Here is a 25,621-nt window from a genome sequence, read left to right as displayed (position 1 = left end):
CGGCCCGCCGCCCCCCGCCGGGCCGCGCCCCCCCGGCCGGGCGGCGCCCCGCCCCCCCCCCCCCCCCACGTCTCTCTGTCGACTGCCTGTACTCAGCACAGTGCCATCACTCAGCACAGTGCCGTCCGCGCGATTCCCGCGGTTGTCACGTCGCGGCCTGGCTCACGGCCGTTCCGGCGGCCCGCGGTCGTCAGCCCCCGGCCGGCCGGCCCGTCCAGGAGCGGGCGTCGCGCAGTACCTCGCGAAACGGCTTGCCGCTGTCGAACGAGGGCTCCCGGGGCAGGCCGAGCACCCGCTCGCCGATGCCGTTGCGCTGCACCTCGTTCGTGCCGCCGGCGATGGACATGAAGCGGCTGTTGAGGAAGCCGTTTGCCGTTCGCGCACCGGCCTCGTCGCCGTCGTCCCAGGCCACCGCGTCCGAGCCGCCGATGCGCATGGCGAGGTTCGCGCGCGGCGGGTCGAAGACCCCCGAGGCGAGCTTGGCGTAGGACGCCAGGTGCATCGCCTGACCGGGTTCGGCCCGCATCCGCCCACCGAGCCGGGCCAGCAGCGCCCGGCGCGCGACGTCGTCGACGTGTGCCCGCGCGATCAGGTCGCGCGCGGTCGGGTCGTCCAGGCGGCCGACGGACCTGGCGAGCTCGACGAGGTCCGGCGCGATGCCCTTCGGCGCCTGGCGGGCGGGGCCGCCGTGGCCGAACCCGCCACCGCGCTCGTAGATCAGCATGGTCTGGGTGACCGTCCAGCCGTCGCCCACGCCGCCGATGATGTCGTCGTCGGTGAGCTCGACGTCGTCGAAGAACTCCTGGCAGAACTCGGCATCGCCGGTGATCTGCCGGATCCGCTGGACCGTCACCCCCTTGGCGGCGATCGGGACGGCGAACCAGGTCAGGCCGCGGTGTTTGGGGACGTCCCAGTTGGTGCGGGCCAGGCACATGCCCCAGTCGGCGTAGTAGGCGCCGCTGCTCCAGATCTTCGACCCGGACAGCACCCAGCGCTCGCCGTCGCGGACGGCCTGCGAGCGGACACCGGCAAGGTCCGAGCCGGCGTCCGGCTCGGAGAAGAACTCGACGAACAGCTCCTCGCCGGCCAGGATCTTCGGGATGTGCCGACGCAGGAACGCCGGCGCCGCGTGCGCGAGCATGGTCGGGACGACGACCCCGAAGGTCGTACCGCCGGCGATGCCGAAGTCGGGCAGCCGGTAGCCGCGGGCCTCCTCGTGGAAGGCCCGCTCATACTCCGGGCCCAGCCCCTGGCCGCCGTACGCACGCGCCACGGTGATCCCCACGTAGCCGGCGTCGTACAGCCGCCGCTGCAGAGCACGCGCCTCCGTCACGGCCTGCGGGGTCATGTCCCCGCCCCTGGCCGGCCTGGTCTGGGGGGCTCGTTCGAGATTCGCCTCGACCCAGGCCCGCGCCCGCGCGCGGTAGTCGTCGAGTGGCGGTGCATCGACGTGCCCGGCGGGCGACGGATCTGTCGACGGATCTGTCATCAGTCGGCTCCGATCTGCTCGGCCAGCCGGCCGCGGTGCCAGTCCGCCGACCCGAACGCCACCGCGTCCGCCGCGAGCCGTCTCATGAACAGGTGGTGGTCGTGCTCCCAGGTGTAGCCGATCCCGCCGAACACCTGGAAGCACGCGTGCGCGAGCTCCACGCCGCGCTCGGCGACGAACGCCTTCGCGGCGTGCGCGAGCTCGATCCCGTCTGGTCTGCCCTCTCCCAGCGCCTCGGCGGCGGCGGCCACGAGGCCCTTCGCCATCTCGAGCGACAGGCTGGTGTCCGCGAGCAGATGCTTGATCGCCTGAAAGGAGCCGATCGGCCGCCCGAAGGCGATGCGGGCCTTCGCGTACTCGAGCGCCGTCTCGAACTCGGTGTGCATCGCCCCGGCCGACTCGGCCGCGCAGAGCACGGCGGCCACCGCCAGTTGCTGACGCAGACGCGCCTCGGTGGGCGCTCCCGGGACGCCGACCACCGCGTCCGCTCGTGCCTGGACGCCGCGCAGCCGCACGGCGCACACGCGTCGGGTGACGTCCAGGCCTGAAAGCGCGCGCACCTCGACGCCGGCGGCATCGGCGCCTATCAGAACCTGCACCGGCCCGCCTGGGCCGAGCGCGCTCACCAGCAGCGTCTCGCAGCCCGCCACGTCATGCACGAGCCGGACCTCGCCGTCGACGACGTAGCCGTCACCATCGGACCGGGCGACGATCTCGCCTGGCCCCGGCGTCAGCCCGCCGACAGTGCCGGCCACCCAGGTGGCCCGCGTCTGTCCGGCGACCAGGCGCTCGAGCAGCGCGCCGTGGCGCGGGCCGTCGGCGGACAGCGCGTGGGCGACGACGTTCAGCCCGACGAACGGGCCTGGCTGCAGAACCGCGCCGCGCTCGGCGCCGACCGCGGCCGCGTCCAGCAGGCCGTTGCCCGACGCGCTCCCACCGCCATGGGCCTCGTCGACGAGCAGGCCGAACCAGCCAAGGGAGCTGGCGGTCTGGACGTAGTCCGTATCGGGGTTGCCCGCGCTCTCGGCCAGCTCCCGGACCTTCGCCAGGGGAAGCGTCTTCTCGATGAAGCGCGCGGTGGTGTCGACGAGCATCTCCTGCTCGGGCGTCGCGAACGCCAGCAGCTTCACGCTCATATGCCCGTGAACTCGGGGTCGCGGCGCTCGAGGAACGACCGGATCCCCTCCGCCATGTCCTTGGTCGTGTAGGCGATGTGCTGTGTCCGCGCCTCGTCCTCGACCGCCTGCTCGAACGTGCTCGATCCGCTCTCGTCGAGCAGCCGCTTGATCATGCTGAGCGCGGTCGTGGGGCCGCCAGCGAGCCGGCGCCCCCACGCGGTCGCGACCTTCGGCAGATCCTCGGCCGGCACCACCTCGTTGACCAGACCCCAGGCCAGCGCCTCCTGGGCGCCGACCCAGTCACCGAAGAAGGCCATCTGCTTCGCCCGGCGCAGCCCGACCTGGTGGGGCAGACTCCACGAGGTTCCGCCGTCGAGGCTCAGGCCGCGCCGGACGAACACCTCGTTGAACCGGGCGCGGTCGCTGGCGACGATGAGGTCACAGGCGAGGGCGAGCCCGAGCGCGACGCCGACAGCGACCCCGTCGACAGCCGCGATCGTCGGCTTCGGGAGCCGGTGCAGCCTGTTAATCAGGTCACCGACGACCCGCATCTCGTTCAGGATCGACTGCCGGCCATGCCCCGTCAGCCCGCTGTTCTCGTCGCCGCCGCCGGCCAGGTCGGCCCCCGACGAGAAGTTCCCGCCAGCGCCGATGAGCAGCAGGGCGCGGTCGGCGGGGTTGACCGCGACCTCAGCCAGGATCCGGTCGAGCGCGGCCCAGCTGGCCGCGTTCAACGCGTTCTTCCGCTCAGGACGATTGAAGACGACCGTGACCAGGCCGTCACTTCGTTCGACGAGAGTTGAATCCATCACGAGTTCCCTTCCGGACCGAGGGCGTCGCCACAGCTACCAGATCTGAAGATCCGACCGGCCTGCTGCCCTGACCAGGTTGTCGAGGGCCTCAGTCGGGTGGGGCATCGGAGTGAGGGCACCGCTGGACTCCTCGGAGACGCGGGTACCCGCCAGGGCAAGGCGACGAGACGTTACAGATCTGACAAGTCGTACTTGTTCGCCCGGGCCGCGACCTGGCCCAGGCGGATGCCTACCCCTACTGCCGGGCCAGGCTGGATCCCTTTGCCAGGCGCCGCAGGATGGAACGCCCCTCCCCCGACAGGGCGAGACGCTCGTCGACCCACTCGTGCCACTCCCGCGACCGACCCAGGCCGAGCCCACCGAGACAGAACACGGACAGGTCGATCACGTCGGACACCCGGACCCCGTACTCGTTCCCGAGCGTGCTCGACATCACGAACGACGTCCGCGCCGCGGCCAGGAAGAAAGTGGCCGCCTCAGTATCGAGCGTGCGCTCCGGCGCCGCGGCCATGGCGTCCTCGACCAGTTCACCGAGCAGCGACGTCACAGGCGCCTGGGCACGCGCGAGCAACTCAGGGTCGGCCTGGCCGAGCTGTAGCCGCAGCTGCGACAGGCCCCGGTCGAAACCCGAGCGGTCGTGCAGCGCCGGTACCCGGGCCGCCGCGATGAGGGTGCCGGCCAGCCGCTCAACCGGATCGTCGAAGCCTTCGACCGCCGTCCTGATCAGCTGTACGTAGAGCCGGACCGCCTCCTCGAACACGGCCAGGAGCAGGTCCTCTTTGCTCGAGAAGTACTGGTACAGCGTCCGCAGAGACTGGCCGGCCTCATCAGCCACCTCCTGCACCGTGAGCGACTGGCCATTCGAGCGCTCGAGCACGACCGCCGCGGCCCGGACCAGCCGGCCACCTTGATCAATCGACCGACGCTGGGCACCACGCAACGACCGCCCGACCACCCGCCGCTGCCAGTCCGCCCCCAGGTCCCCCTGGCCCCACTCGGCCGGTTCACCCGTCATCGCGTGCACGCCACCGCCCGGATCGGGGCGAGCCCTCGACAGGACGCGTCAGCGGAACCTCGCGTCCCTCGGTCCTCGGCGCCTCGACGAACTCGCCTGGTCTCGGCCGCGACGCGCTGTTCGGACGAGGATGCGCGCACCCAAGAACTACCCGACATGCCGTCATCGTACAGTCAGACTTTCCATTACCGACAGTCCGAAATCACACACGACCGACATCACGTAACGATCATGGCCGATCTCGGCGGCAAAGCCGCTGACCGCCGGCCGGCGGCGAGCGTCAACGCCGACGCCGGGCCGGTGCGGGTGGGTCGCCGACCCGGCGAAGGGGTCAGCGCGCCAGTGGGTCGCGGGGCAGACCGAGGATGCGTTCCGCGATCTGGTTGCGGGCGATCTCCGAGGTGCCGCCAGCGATCGTGGCCGCCCGGGAGATCAGCAGGCGCCAGCCGACGCCACCGAGGGTGTCGGTGAAGGCGGTCTGTTCGCCCGCGAGCTCACTGGCCAGGGTGGCGGTGCGCTGCGCGTGCTCGGCCACCACCAGCTTGGTGATGTTGCCCTCCGGCCCTGGCCCGCCGCCCGCGACGGCCCGCTCGGCGCGGCGCAGGTTGAGCTGGCGCAGCGCGAGATTCTCGGCCAGGTGCGCACCGATCCGGGCCTCGGCGCCGGGCAGCCGATGGCCGTGCTCCCGGTACATCCCGAAAAGGTCGACCGAGCCCATCATGTCGACGCTTCCACCGAGGCTCACCCGCTCGTTGCCGAGCGTCGCGCGGGCCACCGCCCAGCCCGCCCCGGGCGCCCCCACGACGTCCGCGTCCGGGACGAAGACGTCGGTAAGGAACACCTCGTTGAACATGCTGTCCCCCGTGCTCTGGCGCAGCGGGCGGACCTCCACACCGGGCGCGGACATGTCGATCACCATCGTGGTGATGCCGTCATGCTTCCCGGCCGCCGGGTCCGTGCGAACCGTGGCCAGGCCCCAACGAGACAGGTGCGCGTCAGAGGTCCAGACCTTCTGACCACTCACCACCCAGCCGCCATCGGCCCGGGTGGCCGACGTCCGCACGGCCGCGGCGTCGGAGCCGGCACCGGGCTCGCTGAACAGCTGGCACCAGATCTCCTCACCGGCCAGCGCGGGCCGGACCCAACGATCCACCTGGCCCGCGCTGCCGTGCTGGACCAAGGTGAGGATCACCCAACCGGTGATCGACAGGTTCACCCGCCCGACCCCGGCAGCCCGGAACTCCTCCTCGATCACCAGCTGAAGCCCGGCGGGCGCCTCGATCCCCCACGGCTTGGGCCAGTGCGGCTGCACATAGCCGGTCTCGATCAGCCGCCGGCGCTGCTCGGCCACGGGAAGCGCGGAAAGCTGCGCGGCCAGCTCCCGGACGGCCGGGCGCGCCGCCTCAGCCTCCGGAGGCAGATCGAGAGCGGTCGTGCGCGCCACCCCGGCCAGGCCGAGCCGGGTGACGTCAGCCGCCGCCGCGAACGGAGGAAACAACGCCTTCAGCGCCAGCGACCGCCGCTGCAACAGGTGCGCGTCGTGCTCCCAGGTGAACCCGATGCCGCCGTGCAACTGGATGTTGCGCTCGGCGTTGTCGACGAACGCCGGCACGGCGAGCGCCGCCGCGACCGCGGCGGCCAGCGCGAACTCGTCCCGGGGCCCCGCGGCAGCCCGCGCGGCGTCCCAGGCCGCGGCGGTACCGAGCTCGGCCGCGACCAGCATGTTCGCCAGGTGGTGCTTGACCGCCTGGAAGCTGCCGATCGTGCGGCCGAACTGCTCCCGGACCTTCGCGTACTCGGTCGCCGCCGTCACGCACTCATGGGCACCGCCGACCGCCTCGGCCGCGACCAGCGTGCGCAGGACCGCCTCGGCATAGGAACGGGCACCGACAAGGATGGCGTCAGGGGTCACCGGGACGCCGTCGAGACGCAGCCGCGCCGAGGGCCGCGACCGGTCCAGGTTCGACGACGGCACCTCGATCGCGACGCCCGGCGCCGCGGTCGACACCACCACCACGTCGTCGCCGACGGCGAGCAGCACGACCTCGGCGAGAGCGCCGCCGAGCACGGCACCCGCGTCACCGGACAGCGTGTCGCCGTCACGGGCCAACGCCCCGCCAAGCCCGAGCGCGGCCACCGTCACGCCGCCGGCGAGACCAGGCAGCAGCCGCGCGCGTAGGTCCGGACCACCCTGAGCCGCGATCACGGCCGAGGCCGCCATCGTCGGCAGGAACGGGCCCGGCGCGACCGCCCGGCCAAGCTCCTCGACCACGACGACGAGCTCCGGCAACCCGCCGCCACCGCCCCCGAACTCCTCCGGCAGGTGCAGACCGAGCAGGCCGAGCTCGGCGAGCTCCTTCCAGAACTGCGGCACCGCCGTCGGCGGCGCGGCCAGCAGCTCGCGCCCCGCGGCCCGCGCCTGGTGGCCATCCAGGAACGCCCGGGTGGTCCGGGCGACCTCCTGGTGTTCCTCGCCGATGGCGATCGTCATGACGCCTCCCTCTGCCTCGCCGACGGGTGCGGCGACCGTGTCCGACGACGCGTCACGGGCGGCCAGGGCGCCGCCCAGTCCTCTGCCTGCGAGAACAGAACTCTACGATGGAAAAAGTCATACTTTCCAGTTCGGTGCCCGCGGCTGGTCGTCGCCCGGCGTGGCGGGACCGCCGGGCGACGACCAATGCCGGGACGGGCCATGGGTGCGGTGGTGATCGCCGCCGGTCAGCCGGCCGGTTCGGTCCTGCGCTCGCCGCGCAGCAGCCGCTCCCGGACGTCGGCGTCGCCCGCGGCGTCGATGGCGGTCCAGGCCAGGGCCGTGGCGGCGTGGAGGAGGGTGGCGTCGGCGTCGGAGGTGGCGCAGGCGCGGGTGAAGTCGGCGTGGTGCGGGAAGCCCCGCGCGTGGGCGATGCCGACGCCGGGGTGGATGGCCGGCAGGGCGAGTGACACGTTCGCCATGTCGGTGGACGCGCCGGCGCTCGTCCGCGCGCTCGACGGGACCTCGAGGACGTCGCGGCCCAGCGCCGCGGCGTTGCGCCCGTAGAACCGGGTGAGGTCGACGTCGGCCTCCATGTGCGAATAGGTGCGCGAGGTGGAGCGGATCTCCACCTCGCAGCCGGTCGCGAGCGCGCCTGCCTCGAAGCAGCGCCGGATCTTCGCGTCCAGCGCCTCGGCCCGGTCGATCGTCAGGGATCGGACGTAGTAGCTCAGCACCGTCCGCTCGGGAATGATGTTCGGGGCGTCGCCGCCGTGGGTGACGATGCCGTGAACGAGGTCGCCGATCGGGAGCTGCTGACGCAGCAAGCCGATGGCGGTCTGCGCGACGGTGACCGCGTCGAGCGCGTTGATGCCGAGGCTCGGGCCGCCGGCGGCGTGGGAGGCCCGGCCCCGGAACTCGACCTCGAACTGCACCGAGGCCAGCATCGTGTTCGTCATGTCGAGGATGTCGGCGTCCCCCGGGAAGGGGTGCGTCATCATCGCCGCGTGCACGCCGTCGAACACCCCGGCGTCCAGCATGATGATCTTTCCACCGCCGCCTTCCTCCGCAGGCGTGCCGATCACCTTGACGGTGAGGCCGAGGTCGTCGGCGACGGTGGCCAGTCCGAGCCCGGCGCCGACACTCGAGGCGCAGATGATGTTGTGTCCGCAGGCGTGTCCGATGGTGGGGAGCGCGTCGTACTCGGCGCAGATGCCGAGCACGAGCGGGCCGGTTCCGTAGCTTGCCACGAAGGCGGTTTCCAGGTCGGCCACCCCGCGCTCGATGGCGAAGCCGTGGCGTTCGAGCAGCTCGGAGGCCCAGGCGGTCGCCTTGAGCTCGGTGAAGCGGGTCTCAGGATTGGCGTGCACGTCGTGGCTGAGCCTGCGCAGTCGTGCGTCGGCCCGGCGGATCGCCGCTCCGGCGGCGGACTTGGGCAGGTCCAGGTCCGTCGTCGCGGCGGGCAGGTCCGTCGTGTCGCTCATGGTGGCTCCTCGGGAGGCTCATTCGGCGGGGACGCCGTCGCGGGCATCGGGCGCGTCGGCGCGCCGCGGGCGCTCGTCCGGCGTGGGGTACTCGCCGCACCGGTCCGTGGCCGGCCGCGCTGGCGCGTGGGTGTGGTGCCGCGCAGCACCAGGTCGACGAGCTGGTCGACGTCGCGCAGGTCCCGGATTCGTCCGGTGGAATAGATCTGGTAGGCCGGCACGCCGGCGAAGATGTCGAGAATCAGTTCGGTGTCCGCGTTGGGCGGCAGGTCGCCGCGGCGGACCGCGCGTTCGAGGATCGCGCGGCCCATCTGGCGGCGTGGCACCACGAAGCGTTCGTGCAGCTGGGCCATCGCGGCCGGGCTGTCGGCGGCGAGCTGCTGCATCACCCGGCCGGCGGCGCTGGCCTGGTTGCGGAAGTTCACCGCGCTGAACTCGGCGAGGTCGCGCCGGGTGTCGCCGGTGTCGGGGACCTCTCCCCACTCGAACCAGCGGTCGACGAGCAGCTCGACCGCCAGGTGCGCCCGCGACGGCCACCAGCGGTAGACGGTCGACTTGCCGACGCCCGCCCGGGCGGCGATCTCCTCGATCGTCAGCGCCGGGTAGCCGCGCTCGAGCACGAGCGCCTCCGTCGCGTCGAGGATCGCCTGGTGGGCGGCGGCGTCGCGGTTGCGGCCGCGGCGGGGGCGGGACGGTTCCGAAGGTGGGGCGTCGGCGGTCACGAGCGCCATTGTGCTGGGCGACGCGACTGTGCTGGGCGACGCGACGACGGCCGCCGCGTTGTCGGCGATGCTCATGCACGGTCGCGCCCGGCCCGCTCCCCCGCGCCCGCGGGCCGCCCGAAGCCGTCCTCGTGGGAGCCATCCCCGGAGGTGCTGTCGGGAAGCGGATCGACGAGCGGGAAGTGGCAGGCGACGTGGTGGTCGGGGCCGACCGCCCGCGGCAGCGGACGCTCGGCGGCGCACCGGTCGGCGGCCCGCGGGCAGCGCGTCCGGAAAGGGCAGCCCGACGGCGGGGCGAGTGGCGACGGCAGCTCGCCGGTCAGCGACGGCGCCTGCTCCGGGTCGACCGCCGGGTCGGGGACCGGCACGGCGTCGAGCAGCGCGCGGGTGTATGGATGGGCCGGGGTGTCGTACACCGCGTCGACCGGACCGATCTCGGCGATGGTGCCCAGGTACATCACCGCGACGCGGTCGACGACGGCGCGCACGACGGCGAGGTCGTGGGCGACGAAGAGCAGGGCCAAGCGGTGCTCGGCGCGCAGCCGGGCCAGCAGGGTGAGGACCTGGGCCTGCACCGAGACATCGAGCGAGGCCACCGGCTCGTCGCAGACGAGCACGTCCGGGCCGACGGCCAGGGCGCGCGCGATCGCTACCCGCTGGCACTGGCCGCCGGACAGCTCGTGCGGGCGCCGGTCGCCGACCAGTTCGGGGTCGAGGCCCACGTCGCGCAGCAGCGCGTCTGCCCGGGCAGCGCGCTCACCGCCGGGCAGCTGACGCTGGATGTCGAGACCCTCGACGACCAGGTCGCGCACCCTGCGCCGCGGGTTGAGCGCGGCCACCGGATCCTGGAAGATCATCTGAAGGCGGTGCCGCCGGTGCCGCAGCCGCCGCCGGTCCAGGGCGCAGAGGTCCTCGCCGTCGAGGACGACCCGCCCGGCGGTGGGTCGGGGCAGCTGGAGGATCGCGCGCCCCGTCGTCGACTTCCCGCACCCGGACTCGCCGACCAGGCCGAGGCACTCGCCGGGCAGCAGGTCGAAGCTCACGTCGGAGACCGCGTGCACGACCGCGCCCCTGGCGCGGTAGCGCTGCACGAGATGCTCCACGCGCAGCAGCGCGCCGGGGCGCGCCGGGGCCTGTGCCATGGCCGGTTGCGTCACCGCCGGCTGTGTCACCGCCGCGTGTGCCGTCGTCGTCTGGGTCACCGCCGCTCCGCCTTGGTCGTGGGGATCGGATGCAGGCACGCGTACGCGTGGGTCGGGTCGGCTCCCGGCCGCGGCGCGGGCGCGGCGCGGTGGCAGTCGTCCTCGGCCGACGGGCAGCGCGGGGCGAACCGGCAGCCCGGCGGCGCGAGGACGAGGTCCGGTGGCGTGCCGGGGATCGTCCGCGGGGCCGCGCCCGCGGGGCGGTCCAGCCGCGGCACCGCGGCGAGCAGCGCCTGGCTGTAGGGATGGCGGTGGCCGGCGAACAGCACCCGGGTGCTGGCGCGCTCGGCGACGCGGCCGCCGTAGAGCACGGCGATGTCGTCGGTGCGGCCCGCGACGACGCCGAGGTCGTGGCTCACCAGGATCAGCGCCAGGCCCCGTTCCCGCTGGATCCCGGCGATCAGGTCGAGGATCTGCTTCTGCACCGTGACGTCCAGCGCGGTGGTCGCCTCGTCGGCGATGAGCAGGTCGGGATCGCAGGCCAGCGCCATCGCGATGGTGACCCGCTGGCGCATCCCGCCGGACAGCTCGTGCGGGTACTGGCGCAGCCGTCGCCGCGGCTCCGGAATGCTGACCAGGTCGAGCAGCTCGACGGCGCGCTCTGTGGCCCGCGCGCGGCCGAGACCCAGATGGGCCCGCGTCGCCTCGGTCAGCTGGCGACCGACGGTGAGCACCGGGTTGAGCGAGGTGGTCGGGTCCTGGAACACCATCGCGATCCGCCGGCCCCAGTACGACCGCGCGGCGCGGCGCGGAAGGCTGGTCAGCTCCACGCCGTCGAACCGGACCGAGCCGGTGACCGTCGACCGGGCCGGGGAGATTCCCATGATCGTGCGGACCAGCATCGACTTGCCCGACCCGGACTCGCCGACCAGCCCGAGCGTCCGGTGCGGGGCCAGCTCGAAGGACACGTCGTCCAGCGCCCGCAGCGGGCCGCGCGGCGTGGGGATGTCGACGGTCAGCCCCGACACCCGCAGCAGCGGCTCACCAGGCGGCGCGGAGGCGCCGACCACCGCGGTGTCCGCGAGGGCGGCCACGGCTAGCCGTCGGTCCGGCCGAGCGCGTCGACGCGCATCGTGCCCTCGTTGAAGAACTCGACGCCCGCGACGTCGTCGCCGTGGATCGCGCCGACCACCGACTGCTGGTAGAGCCAGAACGGCACGTCCCGGCTGAACACCGTCTGGACCTCGGTCAGGGCCGCGAGGCGTTCGGGGCCGTCCGCGGTGGCGCGTTCCCTGTCGAGCGCGGCGTCCATCGCCGGGCTGTGGTACCCGACGTAGTTGTCGGTCCGGTCGGAGTGGAGCCGGTTCCACAGGACGGGCTCCGGGTCGTCGAACCGGATGGTCAGGAAGCTCAGGTCGTAGTCCCGGTTGAACAGCACCTTGACCTGGTAGCTGACGAAGTCGACCGTCTTGAGCCCGACCTCGATGTTGCGCAGCCCGCCAAGCGCCGCCTGGAGGTACTCCCCCAACGCCCGCGCCAGCGGCGACGACGGGATCAGGATGTCGAACCGCAACGGCTTGCCGTCCGCGGCGAGCTCGTCCAGCAGCCGCTGCGCCCGGGCGGTGTCACCGTCCACCGCGGCGAGACCCGGGACGTGGAACGGCGAGTTCTCGCGGAACAGGTCGCCGCCTGGCAGTCCCTTCCCGCCGAACACCACCTGGTCGAGCCGTTCCCGGGACAGCGCCGCCGCGACTGCCTGGCGAGCCCGGACATCGTCGAAGGGCGCCCGATCGTTGTTGAACAGGAGCGCGTCCCCTCCGTTGAGCTCATGGAGGTCCACGACGGTGCCGGCCGCGTTGGCTCGCTCGATCGTCTCGGCCGTCTGGGTCAGCATGAGGTCCGTCTGGCCGGCGACGAAGGCGTTGTAACGCTGCTGCTCGTCGGTGTTGACGACGAAGGTCAGCTCGTCGAGATTCGGCGCCGGAGCGTTCCAGTAGGTCGGGTTTCGCCGCAGGGTGAGATGGTCGTCGCGCACCCATTCCTCGACGACGAACGGCCCGGCACCCACCGGATTCTTCGAGAACTCCGCGAGACCCTTGCGCATCGCGGTGGGAGAGCCGATGTAGGGCACGCTCCGGGCGATCAGCTTGTCAAAGTGCGCGTTCGGCTCGGGCAGCGTGATCCGCAGGGTCAGCGGGTCGACCACAGTGAACGAGTCACCCTTGAGCGCGGCGCTCTGCAGCGACCCGTTCTCGGGGACGCCGTGCTGCTCCCAGGTGTACTTCACGGCCTCGGCGTCGAACGGCGTCCCGTCGCTGAACGTGACGCCTTCGCGCAGCTTAAGCGTCCACGTCAGGTTGTCCTCGCTGGTGGCGCCGGTCGCGAGTCCCGGCTCGATCTTCCCGGCCTTCGGGTCGAAACGCAGCAGTACATCGTAGATCGCCATCAGGCGGTTGCCGTCCGCCGCGCCCTGCGGGCTTGCCACGAAGGGGTCGAGGCCACGCGCCTCGGTGGCCAGCGAGACGGTGAGCGAGCCACCCCGCCCGGGCTTCACGGACGACGAGCCCGACCCGGACGACGAGCCGCCGGACCCGCCGCAGGCGGTGAGGGACACGGCGGCCAGACAGACGACAACGGCCGCGAGCACCGCGGCGGCACGACGTTTCACGGAAACCTCTTCACATCGGATCTGGGCTCGGTGAGCCACGGTCGGGACGAGGACCGAAGATGTCGCGGTCTCTCGGCTGCACGGTCCCGGCGGCTACGCGGTCCCGCGAATGCGCTGCCCTATGAATGCGCTGCCGCGTGGCGCGGTGTCACAACATCGACTCCCGCACGTCCAGACGGCGCCCCAGAAGATCGGCCATCGTGTTGAGAGCCAGAACGGTGAGGAACATCGCCGCGCACGGGACGAACACGAACGCCGGATGGTCGGCGAGATCGTCCTTGCCTGCCGCGATCATGCCTCCCCAGCTGGGGCTCGGCGGGGGGATCCCGAGCCCCAGGAAGCTCAGCGAGCCCTCGGCGACGATCAGCGCGGCCATGCCCACGAACGCGAACGAGACCAGCGGCGGCACCACGTTCGGGATCAGCTCGCGCGCCACGACGCGCCGCCGGCGCGCCCCCAGCGCCTCGGCGACCAGCACATACTCCCGGCGGGCCGCGCTGGCCACGTTCGCCTTGGCCAGCCGGACGCTCGGCGGTACCGCGAGCAGGGCGAGGCCCGCGGCCAGCGTCCACAGGGTGGGCGACACGACGCTGGCGAGCGCCAGCAGCATGATCAGAGGCGGGAAGGCGAGCAGGGTGTTCGCCAGCACGTCCACGACCGCCTCGACCCAGCCGCGCAGGTAGCCGGCGAGCACCCCGATGAGCCCGCCTACCAGGAGCCCGAGCGCGGCCGCGCCGACGCTGACCACGAGGGAGGCCCGCGCGCCGTACACCAGCCGGGACAGCGCGTCGCGGCCGATGCCGTCGGTTCCCAACGGGTGCGACCAGTCCGCGAACGGCGCGACGCCGGGATCGCCGACCAGCGTGTCGTAGTCGTCGAGGGGCAGCCACTGTGCGGTCACCGCCGCGACCACCAGCAGCCCCAGCCATCCGACCGCCAGACAGCCGCCGACGCCGATACGCCGGCCCGCCCGGGTCCGCCGGCCTTTCGTCACCACACTCGCCGCGGCGCCGGCCGAGTCGTCCGGGACGGCCGTGCCAGCGAGGTCAGCCGGGGCGGCGAGCGCGGCCGAGACGGCGGAGGCCATGGTGCTCTGGTCGCTCACGCGGTACGCGTCCTCGGGTCGATCGCGGAGTTGAGCAGGTCCACCAGCGCGTTCACGGCGACATAGCTGAGCGCCACGACGAGCACCACGCCCTGGATCACCGGCAGGTCCTTGCCGTAGATCGCCTGGGTCGCCAGGTTGCCGAGGCCGGGCAGGGCGAACAGCGATTCGATGATCACAGTTCCGCCGATCAGCCGCCCGGCGGCCAGGCCCGCGAGGGTGACGAGCGACGGCGACGCCGGTCGCAGCGCGTGCCGCAGGAGCACGTGGGGCGTCGAGAAGCCCTTCGTCCGCGCGGTGAGGATGAAGTCCTGGCGCAGCACCGTCAGCAGGTCGCCACGCAGGATGCGGACGAAGATCGGGATCTCGGCGAGCGCCAGCGAGAACACGGGCAGCGCCACGTGGCGCAGGTTGTCGGCCGGACTGTCCTCGAAGGGCACCCATCCGGACACCGGGAACACGTGCGTATTGACCGCCAGCAGGTAGGCGAGCACCAGCGCGACCGCGAACGAAGGGATCGACAGCGTCGCCGACGTCAGCGCGGACACCACCCGGTCGGCCAGTCCCCCGGGCCGCGCGGCGACCCACAGCGCGAGCGGCACCGCCACCGCCACCGAGAGCAGCAGCGCGAGCAGCGCGATCTCGAAGGTGACCGGAAGGCGCTCGCCGATCAGGTCGGTGACCGGCTGGCGGTTGCTGACCGAGCTGCCGAGGTCGCCGGTGAGCGCGTGGCCGAGCCAGGACAGGTAGCGCTGGGGCAGCGGGTCGTCGAAGCCGTGCTGGGCGTCGAGGGCGGCGACCGCCTCCGGGCTCGCGTCGGGCCCGAGGATGGCGCGCCCCGGGGATCCCGGCATCAGGTCGACGAGCGCGGTCGTAGCCACGGTGACCAGGACGAGCACCGGTAGGAGCTGGAGAAGCTTGTGCGCCAGGGCGCGAGTCATAGGCCATCCCGGACGTGGCGGGGGTTCGACACCTCGCATGGGACACCCCAGCCATGACGCCTGTCAAGACGCTACGTATCGTTTTACATTGCGTTTCCCCATGTAGAGCGGGCGTTACAAGCGATCACCGCGAATTTTCGGGTCTCGGAGGGCTTGCCTGCTGGCCCGCCGCCGGCGCACACTCGGCCGCATGCCACCTGGGACCGCGCTGGGCACGCCCAGCGTTCTCGACCTGTTCTCGATCGGGCTCGGCCCGTCGAGCTCGCACACCGTGGGGCCCATGCGCGCGGCGCGCCGCTTCGCCGAGCACCTCGCCGAGGAGGTCGGCGCGAACGCCGTCGAGCTCGTCGGCGCGGATGCTGGCGAGGTTCGTGCCGCGGCCCGGATCGAGGTGACGCTCTACGGGTCGCTCGCCCTCACCGGTACCGGCCACGGCACGGACGCCGCGGTCCTCGCCGGTCTCGAAGGGCTGCGCCCGCACGACTGCGACCCGGACGACGTGCCGGCGCGCGCTCTCGCGGTCCGCGCCCACCGCCGGGTGCGCCTGCTCGGCGTCCACGAGGTGGCCTTCGACCTCGACCACGACCTGCGCCGCGAGCCGGACCCACTGCCCCGGCACCCCAACGCGCTGCGGTTCACCGCCTACGCCACCTCCGGCGCGGTGCTCCTCACACGGACGTACTACTCGGTTGGCGGCGGCGCCATCGTCGACGACGCGGCGCCGGGCGGCGAGGCCGCCGGACCGGACCGGGACGGCGCCGGCGCCGGCGAGCGAGCAGCTCGCGGAGACGGGCCGTACTCCTTCTCGTCAGCGGCCGACCTGCTCGCCCGGTGCGCGGAGCACGAACTGCGGATCAGCGACGTCATGCTGGTCAACGAGGCCGCCCGCCACGGCGTCCGGCAGGTCCGCGCCGGGCTGCTGGCCCGCTGGCGGGTGATGGCCGACTGCATCGAACGCGGCTGGCGCGCCGACGGGACACTGCCAGGCGGGCTGCGGGTACGGCGGCGAGCCCGCCAGCTGCGCGACTCCCTGGCCGGCGCCGCGGTCGCGGCGGGCGGACGGGACGCGCTGCGCGCGCTCGACTGGGCCGCGGCCGCCGCGCTCGCCGTCAACGAGGAGAACGCGGCGGGCGGACGGGTGGTCACCGCGCCGACCAACGGGGCGGCCGGCATCGTCCCCGCGGTGCTCTACTACCACCGCCGCTTCGTCGCCGGCGGCGACGGGCCGCGCGCCGACGCCGACACCGTCCGCTTCCTGCTGACCGCCGGCGCCTTCGGGCTGGTGATCCGGCGCGCCGCGTCCCTGTCGGGCGCGGAGGTCGGCTGCCAGGGCGAGATCGGCTCGGCCTGCGCGATGGCGGCGGCCGGCCTGTGCGAGGTGCTCGGCGGCACACCGGAGCAGGTCGAGAACGCCGCCGAGATCGCGATGGAGCACAACCTCGGCCTGACCTGCGACCCGGTCGGCGGCCTGGTACAGGTTCCGTGCATCGAGCGCAACGCCATCGGGACGACCAAGGCGATCGCCGCGGCGCGCCTCGCGCTCGCCGGCGACGGCCGCCACCGGGTGTCCTTCGACCAGGTCGTCGCGACGATGCGCGCGACCGGCCTCGACATGAAGGCCGAGTACCGGGAGACCGCCCGGGGCGGCCTGTCGGTCGCTGTCGCCGAATGCTGACCGACCCAACCCCCTGACCGGTCACCGACCGCGGCACCGGGACTCGCCGGATGAACGTCGCGACGAGCAAGGAGCGGCATGAACGTGCCCGACCACCTCGGATACACCGCCGAGCATGAGTGGCTGGAGATCGACGGCGACCTCGCCCGGGTCGGGATCACCGCGTACGCCACGGACGCCCTCGGTGACATCGTCTTCGTCGAGCTGCCCGAAGCCGGCGCCATGCTCGCCGCGGGAGCGCCCTGCGGCGAGGTGGAGTCGACGAAGTCGGTGAGCGACCTGTACGCGCCCGCCGACGGGGAGGTCCTGGAGCGCAACGAGGCCGTCCTGGCCGACCCCGGTCTGCTCAACGCGGACCCGTTCGGCTCCGGCTGGCTGTTCCGGATGCGAGTCGTTGGATCCCCGGACCTGCTCGACGCCGCCGGCTACGCCGCGCTCACCACGGGGCCCGCCACCGACGGATGAGAGGGCGCGCTGCCCGCGCCATGGTGGTCCCCTGTTCGGGTAGGCCGGCCCGATGTCGTTGGTTGCCGCGTTGACCGTGGCGGTCGCCCGGGTCACCTGCCGTCCGAAAGATCCACAATCTGTTGCAATCGATCACCAATACATGTAGATATCTTGGCTCGCATCAGGTAGAACCTGGTCGGGGATGCCGCGTCGAGTCCGGCGGGAACGCCGGCCTCCGGGAGCGGACCAGCCAGCTCCGGCACTCCGCATGCCGGACGAGAGCGGCCCACCGCGCTCGTGCCTGACGTGTGTCCTGATCCCAAGAAGCCCTGTCGATCTCAAGCTGAAGGGGGCGGTCACATGCCCTTGCGGCTCTCCTTCGAGGTGCCCACCCATCGCGCATCGGAGCCGGCCGAGTTCGCGACAGACGCTGCCGTCTCCGGCCGCGGCGTCCTCGCGGCGGCGGTATCCGGCTGATGCGCGTCGTCGTGGTGGGAGCGTCCAGCGGCCTGGGACGCAGTATCGGACTGGCGCTGGCCGGGCAGGGAGCGCGGGTGGCGTTGCTCGCCCGCCGCCGCGAGCGGCTGGAGAAGGCCGCGGCGGAGGCCGGCGAGCATGCCGTGCCGATCGTCTGCGATGTCACCGACCCGGCCTCCTGCCAGGCCGCGGTCGCCGCGGCGGCCGATGCGCTTGGAGGCATCGACGGCCTCGTCTACGCCTCCGCTACCTGGACGGCCGCGCCGATCGAGCAGACCGACGCCGACACCTGGGCTCGGCTGTTCGCGACCAACGTCACCGGCGCCGCGCTGGTCACCGCCGCGGCGCTGCCGCACCTGGCCAAGGCCGGGGGCGCCGCCGTCTATCTGTCGTCGGTCAGCGCGTCGATGGGCCCGCCATGGCCGCTGATCGGCGCGTACGCGACGAGCAAGGCGGCGCTGGACAAGCTGGTCGAGGCCTGGCGGACCGAGCATCCCGCCGTCGGCTTCACCCGGCTCTCGATCGGGGACTGCCTCGGCGGCGACGGCCACTCCGCGACAGGCATCATCGCCGGCGCCGACCAGGAGGTGCTCGGCCAGGCCGTCAAGGAGTGGACCCGGCTTGGCTACTTCACAGGGAATTTCATCGACGTCGAGCACCTCGTCGAGGTGACGTCATCGGTGCTGCGCTGCGGGAAGAGCAGCTCGATCCCGTCCATCACGCTTGTACCGCGCGTCTTGGCGACTCACGCCAGCTGATCGCCGAGCACGCCGCCTCCGCCGCGTACTTCTCTGTCCACCAGTCAGATCCCTGTGACGCGAGCAGGGGCCGGGCGGCGTGGTCATCCGCGTCGCCCGGCCCCTGTTCGTCGGGCCGGTGTTCAGAGCGACTCGACGCCGAGTAGTTCGAGGGCGTTGTCGCGCATGATCCGGCGGACGGCGGCGTCGTCGAAGCCGTGCAGCTCCTTGACGAAGTCGGTCGGCTCGGCGAGCCCTTCACCGTGCGGCCAGTCGGAGCCGAACAGGATCCGCTCGACACCGACCAGCTCGGCCAGGGCCTGGATGTCCTCCTCGTAGTACGGCGTGACCCAGACGTTGCGCCGCACCACCTCCAGCGGGTCCTCCGGGAAGTCCCACGGCGTCTGGTTCGCCTGCTTACGCAGCCGCCTGACCAGCAGCGACACCCAGTCCGAACCGTTCTCGATACTCGCCACCCGCAGGCCCGGGAAACGAGTGAACACACCGTCCACCACCAGCGAGGCGACAGTGTCGTGGATCGCCCGGTCAGATACCAGGATCTTGCTCAACGAGCTGACCTTGCCAAAACCCTGGAAGGTCGAGGTGCCGCCCCAGGCCGCGGTGAAGGCGTTGTAGCCGCTGTCCCCCAGGTGGAAGGCCACCGGGATCGAGGCCTCCGCGAGCCGGGCCCAGACCGGGTCGTGCGCCCGGTCGCCCAGCGAACGGGACGTCCCGTGCTCGCCGGGAACCGGCGCGGGCCGCACATGCACGATCCGGGCACCACGGTCCAGGACGCGGTCGATCTCGGCGACCGCCGCCGCCGGGTCGGCCAGCGAGATCATCGGCGCGGAGACGAGGCGGTGCCGGTAGACGTAGCCCCAGTCGTCTTCCAGCCACTTGTTGAAGGCCGACAGGCTCGCCATCGTCGCGTCGACGTCGTGCTTGAGCGCCTCCTCCACGCCGCAGCCCAGCGTGGGGAACAGCAGGATCGCGTCGAGACCCTGACGCTCGGCCAGCGCGGCGCGGTCGTCGCGGTTCTGGTACTCCGACCTCAGCGGCTCGACCGCCATCAGCGACCGCGGGTCGACACCGTCGGGGATCTGACCACGAAACAGCGAGTCAAGGCAGCCCGGCACGATGATCGGATCGAACGTCGGGTTCGGAATGAACCGGTTGACCTTCCCACCGATCAGCAGATGCGTACGCCTGCCCTCGGTGACCACCTTCACACCCCGCTCCTTGAACGCACGGTCAAGATGCCGGGTGAACGCGTCGAGTGGCTCGTAGTAGTGGTTGTCCGCATCGATCGGCTCGAAATCGAACTCCATCGCATCTCCCCGCGTCAGTCGAGGTAAAGTCTCGCTTTACACAGGCGATAGTACAGCTCTCCACAGAAGGGCGTGGAGGTCGGCTTGTCGATCGGCCAGCCAGCCGGGCCGCGCCGGCGATCCGCGCGGCGCGGCGGCCGGCGCCCAGGATCCGCCATCTGACGTGGTCGCCGGGATGCGACCCGTCACACGACTCGCATCGGCCCGACCTGCTCGGCTGGCGCTGTCACGGCCGGCACGTGACAGTGATCACAGCCCTCCCGGCCACGCCGCCGGTGGCGCGGAGGGAGCCTTTCATCCTCCGCTAGCCTTGGTTTCACCGAAACCCATGCGAGGCGAATCACAATGACGGCAAGAAGACTTGACTTCCTGCTTTCAACGCTGATCACCCTCCCTAGGAGAGGGATGAGGCATTCACCAGGCACCTGCCGAAACGGCACGAGGATCTCTTCCGATCCATCGAGCTGACCGGCCGCAGGAAGCTGGTCGCGCGCAACCTACGGACCGAGTTCATCGCGAACCCGACCATCGAGGTGGTCGCCACCCCGGGGTCGGTCCTCGGTCGACACCCAGGAGAGGGCCTCGACCCGTTCGTCGATCAGTAGCGCTCGGTCAGGTCCACCACGGCGTCGGCGCGGTCACCGAGCACGAGCTTGCCGATGAGGATCATGTGCGAGCGCCAGTGTGCCTCGGCCGCCGGGCCGTCGCCGGCCTCGATGAGCTCGACCAGCCTGCGCTGGGACCGGACGCCGCGGCGACGGTTCGGAAGCGGACCGAGGATCGCCTCGTCCTGGCTCGCCGCGGCGACCGCCCTGGCCACGATCTCCGCCAGCATCTCGGCGACGATCACGAGCGTCTGGTTCTCCGCCAATGCCAGCAGCCGCTGATGGAACTCGGCGTTGGCCAGGGTGAACGCCTCCGGGTCGGCTATCGACTCCTCCTGCTCGTCGACAATCGCGGCAAGCTCGGCGGCGGCGGCCCGCCGGGTGGGCGACTCGGCGACCCGGCGGGCCGCCAACGGCTCGAGATGGCTGCGCGCGACATGGACATCCGACAGCGCCACGTTGCGCGCCTGGAGCACCAGCGCCGCGGTGTGCGCGGCGAGCCGCTCGTCAGGGTGCCGAACGAAGACGCCGCCGAGGACGCCGCGCTCCACCGAGATCAGCCCCTGGACCTCGAGGATGCGCAGTGCCTCCCGCAGCGAAGGCCGGGACACGCCGAACCGCTCCACCAGCTCCAGCTCGCGGCCGAGCAGGTCGCCGTCGGCGAGCCGCCCCTCGACGATGAGCGTGCGGATCTCGTCGGCGATCTGCTGCGGTTTCTCCCGGGGCGGGCGCGCACCCTTCCTCGCGACCACTGACCCTCCCGGCTACGCGCACGGTCCGTGAGTCGACCGTGCCCCTGTTCCGTCTACATCGTGGCACGCCGCGGGCTGGGCGCGCGCCGGCCGCCGCGACCCGCGGTGGCCGGCGCCACACCCGGTAGGGCACGGGGTCGAGTCGTGAGGGAAGCCGCGGGTTCGGCCGGGGCCTCGGCCGCGTCGTGGCGCCGCGGGTGCTCGCGCGGCGGGGCGGGGTGGCGCCCCCGGACCCGCTCGTCCGGGCTTCGCCTACCGGCCGGTCCAGACCGGCGGTCGCCGCTCGGCGAACGCGATCGCGCCCTCTCGCGCGTCCGCGCTCTGGAAGATCGGCCCGATCGACTTGTTGAACCGGCCCAGCTCGTCGGCGTCGGTGCCCCCGGCCACCGCGCGCATCTGCTCCTTGGTGAACCGGACCGCGAGCGGAGCGTTGGCGGCGATCCGCTCGGCCAGGCGCAGCGCCTCGGCGCGCACCTCGGACGCCGGCACGACCCGGTTGACCAGCCCGAGCGCGTGGGCGCGTGCCGCGTCGACCGGGTCCCCGGTCAGCCCCAGCTCGAGGGCGAGCGCGAGCGGCAGGCGCCGCGGCAGGTTCAGGATGCCCCCGCCGGCGGCGACCAGGCCGCGCTTCACCTCCGGCAGCCCGAACCGGGCGCCCTCCGCGGCCACCACCAGGTCACAGGCCAGCAGCAGCTCGAAGCCACCGGCGACGGCGGAGCCGTTGGCCGCGCCGATGATCGGCTTCGGGTACAGCCGCTGAGTGAAGACCTCCAGCCCCGGGCCGTCCTGCGCGAACTGCGTGCCACTCGACGCGAACGCCTTCAGGTCCATGCCGGCGCAGAAGACCTCGCCGGCGCCGGTCAGCACGACCACCGCGACCGAGTCGTCCCGCTCGGCGTCGGCCAGCGCCCGGCCAACGCCGGACATCGTCGCGCCGTCCAACGCGTTGCGCTGCTCGGGACGGTTCAGCGTGACGACCACCACGGCGCCCTGCCGTTCGACGAGGACACTCACCAGCTCGCTCCTTCAGCGTTCCCGACGCCGCGTGCCCGGCCTCGCGGGCTCGCGGCGGGTGCGGCGTCGCCGACCCGCTCCCTTCTTATACCTCTAGATCTATCGGCGCCGCGAGTTGATACATCTAGATTTTTAGCTACGATCCACTCGTGATCACCTCGATCGGGCCGCGCACGCCGGCGACGCCCCAAGCGCCGCGGCGCGTCAGGTGGGAGGCCGCTGGGACGCGTCACCCGGCCGCGGTCGCCCAGGGCGAGGGGCCTCGTTTCGCTCCCGCCAGAACCGCGACCAGCTCGGCCAGACGTCCGGGAGCTGGCCGATGGCCAGGCCGCGGTCGTCGCCCGGCACCCCCGCCCCGTGCCAGGGTGTCTCCGCCGCGTCGACGGCGTACCACCGCTGCACCCGGCGTTCCCTGAAGTACCAGCGGCCGCTCCGACGGACATACACGTCCCAGTACTGGAGCATGCCGACCTGCCATCGTTCGCCCTTCTCGAGCTCGTCACGGCAGTAGACGACCCCGCGCGCCGTGTCCGGTCCGTCCAGGTCGATGACGTGGTTGCCGACGAGGTGGATGCTGTCGCCGAACCGGGAGAACGTCTGGGCGAACCAGTCGCGCAGCGCGGCGCGGCCGCGCCGGTCCCGGCCGACCCGTACGTCGTCCACGAAGAGCTCGACGAGGTCGTCGAGGTTGCGCGAGTCGACCCCGGACGCGTAGCGGAACGCCAACTGGCGGATCTGGTCGAGGGATTCGAGTCGGTCGATCCGCTGATCGAGCGACTCAGGCAGCCAGCTCTCGTCATACCGCATTCACTGGCCTCCAGATCCGCGTTCCATCGGCTTGGTCATGAACCAGGGCACCCACTCGGTAGAATGGCGTCGGATCATCACACGCCATATAAATCAGCGCACCGCGAAGCATCCGGAGGTCGGTTTGGACGTCGCGGTTCAGGTACCACACACGGGTGATTTCGCGGCGCCGGGTTTCGTCCGGGACTACTGTCAGGCGGCGGAGGCCGCCGGGTTCACCGCGGTGTGGACCGTCGATCACCTGGTCGTGCCCGACCGGGTGGAGTCCAGATACCCGCTCGCGGCAACGCCGCAGGTGGTGTCGGGTGACGCGATGCGCGACACCATGGGCGCGAACCTGGAGCAGAACACCGTCCTCGCGGTCGCCGCGGCGGTGACGTCGACCATTGAGCTCGGCACCGCGGTCTCCGTGGTGACCAACCGGCACCCGGTACTGAATGCCCGACAGCTCGCCACGATCGACCTGTTCGCGGGCGGACGGCTCGTCTACGGTGTCGGGGTCGGCTGGCTCCGCGAGGAGGGCGAGACCATGGGCGCCGACTGGCGGCGGCGCGGCGCCCAGGCGGAGGAACACGTCCGCATTCTTCGGAGAATCTGGTCGGCCGACGGCCGGAGCGTCGATTTCGACGGCGATTTCTGGGCCATTCCCGCCATGGACCCCCGGCCGCTCCCGCCGCGCGGCACGATCCCGGTGCTGATCGGCGGTTACAGCCCCGCCGCCCTCGACCGTGTCGCCCGCCTGGGCGACGGATGGGTCACCGCCCGGATCTCCCCGGAACGCTTCACCCGCCTTCGTGAGGACATAGCCCGGGCGTGCGAACGTCACGGCCGAGATCTCGAGGCGCTGCGGCTGGTGGCCTGGGCGTCCACCGCCCGGCTGCGTTCGGAGGCCCGCGACGTTCTGCGCGGCGACCCCGGCGAGGTGCGCGCCGAACTGCGCAGGTACGCGGCGGCCGGCGTGACGCAGCTGCGTGTCGGTGGCGACGTCAGCTCGCCCGACGAGTCCATCGCCTGGCTCGAGGAGTTCGGCCGGCTCTTCCTGACGGAGGACGGCGCCTGACCTGTCCGGCTCGACATGCTGACCTGTCCACCTCGGCATATGGAGTACCCGCCAGAGTCACCGCGGTCCGAATGCCTCCGCGGAGCGGTGCAGGTGCGGCGGCTGAATCACCGGCAGGTCCAGGTGGGTCCGAAGGCCGGGCGGCGCGGCGACGACGGCGGGGATCGCGTTGACCACCGCCATCGCCGTCCAGATCCGGCCCCAGTAACCGATGTCGCCGTCCGGCCCGGGCTCGGTCGGCTCGTAGTTCACCCGGAACGAGGGCAGCCCGGTGAAGTACAGGGCGTACTTGGCGTTCTCGTACCCCCAGTCGGGGTCGGTGGTGTCGTCCATCCGCCAGTAGGACCGGAAGATCACCACTGGCTTGCCGCCGTTCCAGACACGCCATTCGAGGCGCATCCCGGCGACATGCCCCTTCTTGATCGAGCCGGCCCGCACGGTGACGTCCCGGACCGCGACCGCCGTGTCCCACACGAAGTCGTAGTCCTCGACCTCGATACCCAGGCCCGCGGCGAGCAGGTAGATCGACTCCTTGAAGGTCCGGTCCATGGTGGCGAACATCCGCGGCGGGTTGGCCTTCAGGTCCGCGGGACCGCGGCCGAAGCCGAGGCCGTCGAACATCATCGCCGCCGAGGGATGGTTGCGGAAGTCGCCGACCTCCTGCACGACGAGCTCGTCGATGCGCGACGTCAGCCGGGCGAACGTCAGCGGCAGCAGGTCGCCGGCGAACCCCGGATGAATCCCGGAACCGAACAGCGACACCCCACCCTCCTGGCACGCCGCCTCGAGCCGCTCCCGCAGGTCGGCGTTCAGCGCCTCGGGGAACGTGAAGCCGGACGGCGTCACCAGGTTCTTGCCGCCGCGCAGGATCCGGACGATCTCGTCGACGTCCACGTACAGCGGCGCGTAGTTGACGCAGTCGGCGTCCAGCGCCAGCAGCGCCTCGGCGTCGCGCGTCGCGAGCACGCCGATCGGGTCGATCCCGGCGAGCTCGCCGACGTCCCTGCCGTCCTTCTCGTCCGACGTGACGTAACAGCCGACCACCTCGAACGCGGGGTTGTCGACCAGGTGCCGGACCGCGATCTGCCCGATGCTGCCCATCGCCCACTGGATGACCCGCAGCGGTGGTGAGGTCGCCATGGTCGAGCTCCTAGTCTCTAGACGTTTCGGGCGCTGGGGCCGTGGCCTGGGCACCGGCCCCGCGCCCGCGCGGCGCGGTGGGGCGGGGCGGAGGTCCGGCGACCGGCGCCCCGCCCGCTATACAGATCCCACATAGCTCTATATGTTTCGGACGTGACGAGCGCAAGACTCCACCATGTCGTCTACTGCGTCCAGCCCGAGAACCAGGAGCGGGCCGCCGACTTCTGGCGCGATCTCGGGCTGACGTTCCACGAGGTGCCGCTGGCCGAGGAAGGCATCCGGGTGCTCCTCGACTGGTCCGCCGGCGTCGAGATCGTCTCGCCCGCCGAGCCCGCGGGCACGGAGACGGCTCGCTTCCGGGCGTTCCTCGACGAGCGGGCCGAGGGCGTCTACTCGGTGGTGGTCCGCGCCGCCGACGTCGAGGGCCCCATCTCGGTCGCCGCCCGGCACGGCGCCCGGGTCCGCTACCAACAGCACCGGGAGGTGGGCGACGTGGTGGTCGACGAGGCCGACCTCGAGCCGGTGTGCGGCATGGCGGTGACGCTGCTGGCGACCAACCTGCCCGACTGACCGGACGGCGTCGTCCAGGTATCGGGCAGCGGCAGGTATCGGG

22 protein-coding genes are annotated in these 25,621 nt (G+C 72.1%); 5 read left to right on the top strand and 17 right to left on the bottom strand.

Annotated elements, in window-relative coordinates; translation table 11 throughout:
- Nucleotides 1-190 precede the first annotated feature (190 nt).
- From I6A81_RS21120 to I6A81_RS21065, 12 genes are all read right to left on the bottom strand, one after another.
- Entirely contained in the window at nucleotides 191-1,489 is a 1,299-nt protein-coding gene (locus I6A81_RS21120) for an acyl-CoA dehydrogenase family protein (RefSeq protein ID WP_203004591.1), read from the bottom strand.
- Nucleotides 1,489-2,625, bottom strand: coding sequence for an acyl-CoA dehydrogenase family protein (locus tag I6A81_RS21115; protein WP_203004590.1), 1,137 nt, complete (start codon nucleotides 2,623-2,625; stop codon nucleotides 1,489-1,491). Before I6A81_RS21115 ends, I6A81_RS21120 begins: the two co-directional genes overlap by 1 nt.
- Nucleotides 2,622-3,416: an enoyl-CoA hydratase/isomerase family protein gene (locus tag I6A81_RS21110; RefSeq protein WP_203004589.1), complete on the bottom strand. Its 795-nt coding sequence runs from the start codon at nucleotides 3,414-3,416 to the stop codon at nucleotides 2,622-2,624. The genes I6A81_RS21115 and I6A81_RS21110 overlap by 4 nt, the downstream gene beginning before the upstream one ends.
- Nucleotides 3,417-3,654: 238 nt before the next feature.
- Nucleotides 3,655-4,434: a TetR/AcrR family transcriptional regulator gene (locus tag I6A81_RS21105; RefSeq protein ID WP_203004588.1), complete on the bottom strand. Its 780-nt coding sequence runs from the start codon at nucleotides 4,432-4,434 to the stop codon at nucleotides 3,655-3,657.
- Nucleotides 4,435-4,765: 331 nt separating this feature from the next.
- The gene (locus I6A81_RS21100; RefSeq protein ID WP_203004587.1) at nucleotides 4,766-6,925 is read right to left on the bottom strand and encodes an acyl-CoA dehydrogenase; all 2,160 of its coding nucleotides are present in this window, start codon (nucleotides 6,923-6,925) and stop codon (nucleotides 4,766-4,768) included.
- A gap of 227 nt (nucleotides 6,926-7,152) precedes the next feature.
- Nucleotides 7,153-8,388 (bottom strand): M20 family metallopeptidase, encoded by a 1,236-nt coding sequence (locus I6A81_RS21095; protein ID WP_202999946.1) that lies wholly within the window; start codon nucleotides 8,386-8,388, stop codon nucleotides 7,153-7,155.
- Entirely contained in the window at nucleotides 8,385-9,185 is an 801-nt protein-coding gene (locus I6A81_RS21090; protein ID WP_202999947.1) for a TetR/AcrR family transcriptional regulator, read from the bottom strand. The genes I6A81_RS21095 and I6A81_RS21090 overlap by 4 nt, the downstream gene beginning before the upstream one ends.
- A complete protein-coding gene (locus I6A81_RS21085) occupies nucleotides 9,182-10,252 on the bottom strand; it encodes an ABC transporter ATP-binding protein (protein WP_202999948.1) in 1,071 nt (356 codons plus the stop codon). The genes I6A81_RS21090 and I6A81_RS21085 overlap by 4 nt, the downstream gene beginning before the upstream one ends.
- Before the next feature lie 56 nt (nucleotides 10,253-10,308).
- Nucleotides 10,309-11,346 carry an ABC transporter ATP-binding protein gene (locus I6A81_RS21080; protein ID WP_307874796.1) on the bottom strand — a complete coding sequence of 346 codons (1,038 nt, stop codon included), beginning with the start codon at nucleotides 11,344-11,346 and terminating at the stop codon, nucleotides 10,309-10,311.
- 2 nt (nucleotides 11,347-11,348) lie between these two features.
- A complete protein-coding gene (locus tag I6A81_RS21075; protein ID WP_202999949.1) occupies nucleotides 11,349-12,920 on the bottom strand; it encodes an ABC transporter substrate-binding protein in 1,572 nt (523 codons plus the stop codon).
- Between the two features lie 148 nt (nucleotides 12,921-13,068).
- A complete protein-coding gene (locus tag I6A81_RS21070; protein ID WP_202999950.1) occupies nucleotides 13,069-14,025 on the bottom strand; it encodes an ABC transporter permease in 957 nt (318 codons plus the stop codon).
- On the bottom strand, nucleotides 14,022-14,966 hold the full coding sequence (locus I6A81_RS21065; RefSeq protein WP_202999951.1) for an ABC transporter permease: 945 nt from the start codon (nucleotides 14,964-14,966) through the stop codon (nucleotides 14,022-14,024). The genes I6A81_RS21070 and I6A81_RS21065 overlap by 4 nt, the downstream gene beginning before the upstream one ends.
- Nucleotides 14,967-15,156: 190 nt before the next feature.
- Here I6A81_RS21065 and I6A81_RS21060 point away from each other — a divergent pair, with 190 nt between their 5' ends.
- The 3 genes from I6A81_RS21060 (at nucleotide 15,157) to I6A81_RS21050 (ending at nucleotide 18,323) form a co-directional block, all read left to right on the top strand.
- Nucleotides 15,157-16,641 carry an L-serine ammonia-lyase gene (locus tag I6A81_RS21060; protein WP_202999953.1) on the top strand — a complete coding sequence of 495 codons (1,485 nt, stop codon included), beginning with the start codon at nucleotides 15,157-15,159 and terminating at the stop codon, nucleotides 16,639-16,641.
- Between the two features lie 78 nt (nucleotides 16,642-16,719).
- Nucleotides 16,720-17,106 carry a glycine cleavage system protein GcvH gene (gcvH, locus tag I6A81_RS21055; RefSeq protein WP_202999955.1) on the top strand — a complete coding sequence of 129 codons (387 nt, stop codon included), beginning with the start codon at nucleotides 16,720-16,722 and terminating at the stop codon, nucleotides 17,104-17,106.
- A 458-nt stretch (nucleotides 17,107-17,564) separates the two neighbouring features.
- A complete protein-coding gene (locus I6A81_RS21050; protein ID WP_202999957.1) occupies nucleotides 17,565-18,323 on the top strand; it encodes an SDR family oxidoreductase in 759 nt (252 codons plus the stop codon).
- Between the two features lie 122 nt (nucleotides 18,324-18,445).
- On the opposite strand, the gene I6A81_RS21045 is transcribed toward I6A81_RS21050, so the two are convergent.
- The 4 genes from I6A81_RS21045 to I6A81_RS21030 form a co-directional block, all read right to left on the bottom strand.
- On the bottom strand, nucleotides 18,446-19,630 hold the full coding sequence (locus tag I6A81_RS21045) for an amidohydrolase family protein (protein ID WP_202999959.1): 1,185 nt from the start codon (nucleotides 19,628-19,630) through the stop codon (nucleotides 18,446-18,448).
- Between the two features lie 598 nt (nucleotides 19,631-20,228).
- A complete protein-coding gene (locus I6A81_RS21040; RefSeq protein WP_203010279.1) occupies nucleotides 20,229-20,987 on the bottom strand; it encodes a FadR/GntR family transcriptional regulator in 759 nt (252 codons plus the stop codon).
- Nucleotides 20,988-21,239: 252 nt separating this feature from the next.
- Nucleotides 21,240-22,001, bottom strand: coding sequence for a crotonase/enoyl-CoA hydratase family protein (locus I6A81_RS21035; RefSeq protein ID WP_202999961.1), 762 nt, complete (start codon nucleotides 21,999-22,001; stop codon nucleotides 21,240-21,242).
- Nucleotides 22,002-22,205: 204 nt separating this feature from the next.
- On the bottom strand, nucleotides 22,206-22,808 hold the full coding sequence (locus I6A81_RS21030) for a nuclear transport factor 2 family protein (protein WP_202999962.1): 603 nt from the start codon (nucleotides 22,806-22,808) through the stop codon (nucleotides 22,206-22,208).
- Between the two features lie 37 nt (nucleotides 22,809-22,845).
- Here I6A81_RS21030 and I6A81_RS21025 point away from each other — a divergent pair, with 37 nt between their 5' ends.
- Nucleotides 22,846-23,868, top strand: a complete 1,023-nt coding sequence (locus I6A81_RS21025) for a TIGR03619 family F420-dependent LLM class oxidoreductase (protein ID WP_202999963.1) — start codon at nucleotides 22,846-22,848, stop codon at nucleotides 23,866-23,868.
- 57 nt (nucleotides 23,869-23,925) lie between these two features.
- Here I6A81_RS21025 and I6A81_RS21020 read toward each other — a convergent pair whose 3' ends face one another.
- The gene (locus I6A81_RS21020; protein ID WP_202999964.1) at nucleotides 23,926-25,008 is read right to left on the bottom strand and encodes an NAD(P)H-dependent amine dehydrogenase family protein; all 1,083 of its coding nucleotides are present in this window, start codon (nucleotides 25,006-25,008) and stop codon (nucleotides 23,926-23,928) included.
- A gap of 153 nt (nucleotides 25,009-25,161) precedes the next feature.
- Here I6A81_RS21020 and I6A81_RS21015 point away from each other — a divergent pair, with 153 nt between their 5' ends.
- Nucleotides 25,162-25,578, top strand: a complete 417-nt coding sequence (locus I6A81_RS21015) for a VOC family protein (RefSeq protein WP_202999965.1) — start codon at nucleotides 25,162-25,164, stop codon at nucleotides 25,576-25,578.
- The last annotated feature ends 43 nt before the right edge of the window (nucleotides 25,579-25,621 follow it).

Source organism: Frankia nepalensis, assembly GCF_016786325.1.
GTDB classification, from domain to species: domain Bacteria; phylum Actinomycetota; class Actinomycetes; order Frankiales; family Frankiaceae; genus Pseudofrankia; species Pseudofrankia nepalensis.
This window is presented reverse-complemented; position numbering and strand designations above follow the sequence as displayed.

Coding starts and splice junctions, on each gene's coding strand:
- I6A81_RS21120 (WP_203004591.1), bottom strand. CDS start 1,489: ATGACAGATCCGTCGACAGATCCGTCGCCCGCCGGGCACGTCGATGCA.
- I6A81_RS21115 (WP_203004590.1), bottom strand. CDS start 2,625: ATGAGCGTGAAGCTGCTGGCGTTCGCGACGCCCGAGCAGGAGATGCTC.
- I6A81_RS21110 (WP_203004589.1), bottom strand. CDS start 3,416: ATGGATTCAACTCTCGTCGAACGAAGTGACGGCCTGGTCACGGTCGTC.
- I6A81_RS21105 (WP_203004588.1), bottom strand. CDS start 4,434: ATGACGGGTGAACCGGCCGAGTGGGGCCAGGGGGACCTGGGGGCGGAC.
- I6A81_RS21100 (WP_203004587.1), bottom strand. CDS start 6,925: ATGACGATCGCCATCGGCGAGGAACACCAGGAGGTCGCCCGGACCACC.
- I6A81_RS21095 (WP_202999946.1), bottom strand. CDS start 8,388: ATGAGCGACACGACGGACCTGCCCGCCGCGACGACGGACCTGGACCTG.
- I6A81_RS21090 (WP_202999947.1), bottom strand. CDS start 9,185: ATGAGCATCGCCGACAACGCGGCGGCCGTCGTCGCGTCGCCCAGCACA.
- I6A81_RS21085 (WP_202999948.1), bottom strand. CDS start 10,252: ATGGCACAGGCCCCGGCGCGCCCCGGCGCGCTGCTGCGCGTGGAGCAT.
- I6A81_RS21065 (WP_202999951.1), bottom strand. CDS start 14,966: ATGACTCGCGCCCTGGCGCACAAGCTTCTCCAGCTCCTACCGGTGCTC.
- I6A81_RS21060 (WP_202999953.1), top strand. CDS start 15,157: ATGCCACCTGGGACCGCGCTGGGCACGCCCAGCGTTCTCGACCTGTTC.
- gcvH (WP_202999955.1), top strand. CDS start 16,720: ATGAACGTGCCCGACCACCTCGGATACACCGCCGAGCATGAGTGGCTG.
- I6A81_RS21050 (WP_202999957.1), top strand. CDS start 17,565: ATGCGCGTCGTCGTGGTGGGAGCGTCCAGCGGCCTGGGACGCAGTATC.
- I6A81_RS21045 (WP_202999959.1), bottom strand. CDS start 19,630: ATGGAGTTCGATTTCGAGCCGATCGATGCGGACAACCACTACTACGAG.
- I6A81_RS21030 (WP_202999962.1), bottom strand. CDS start 22,808: ATGCGGTATGACGAGAGCTGGCTGCCTGAGTCGCTCGATCAGCGGATC.
- I6A81_RS21025 (WP_202999963.1), top strand. CDS start 22,846: ATGAACCAGGGCACCCACTCGGTAGAATGGCGTCGGATCATCACACGC.
- I6A81_RS21020 (WP_202999964.1), bottom strand. CDS start 25,008: ATGGCGACCTCACCACCGCTGCGGGTCATCCAGTGGGCGATGGGCAGC.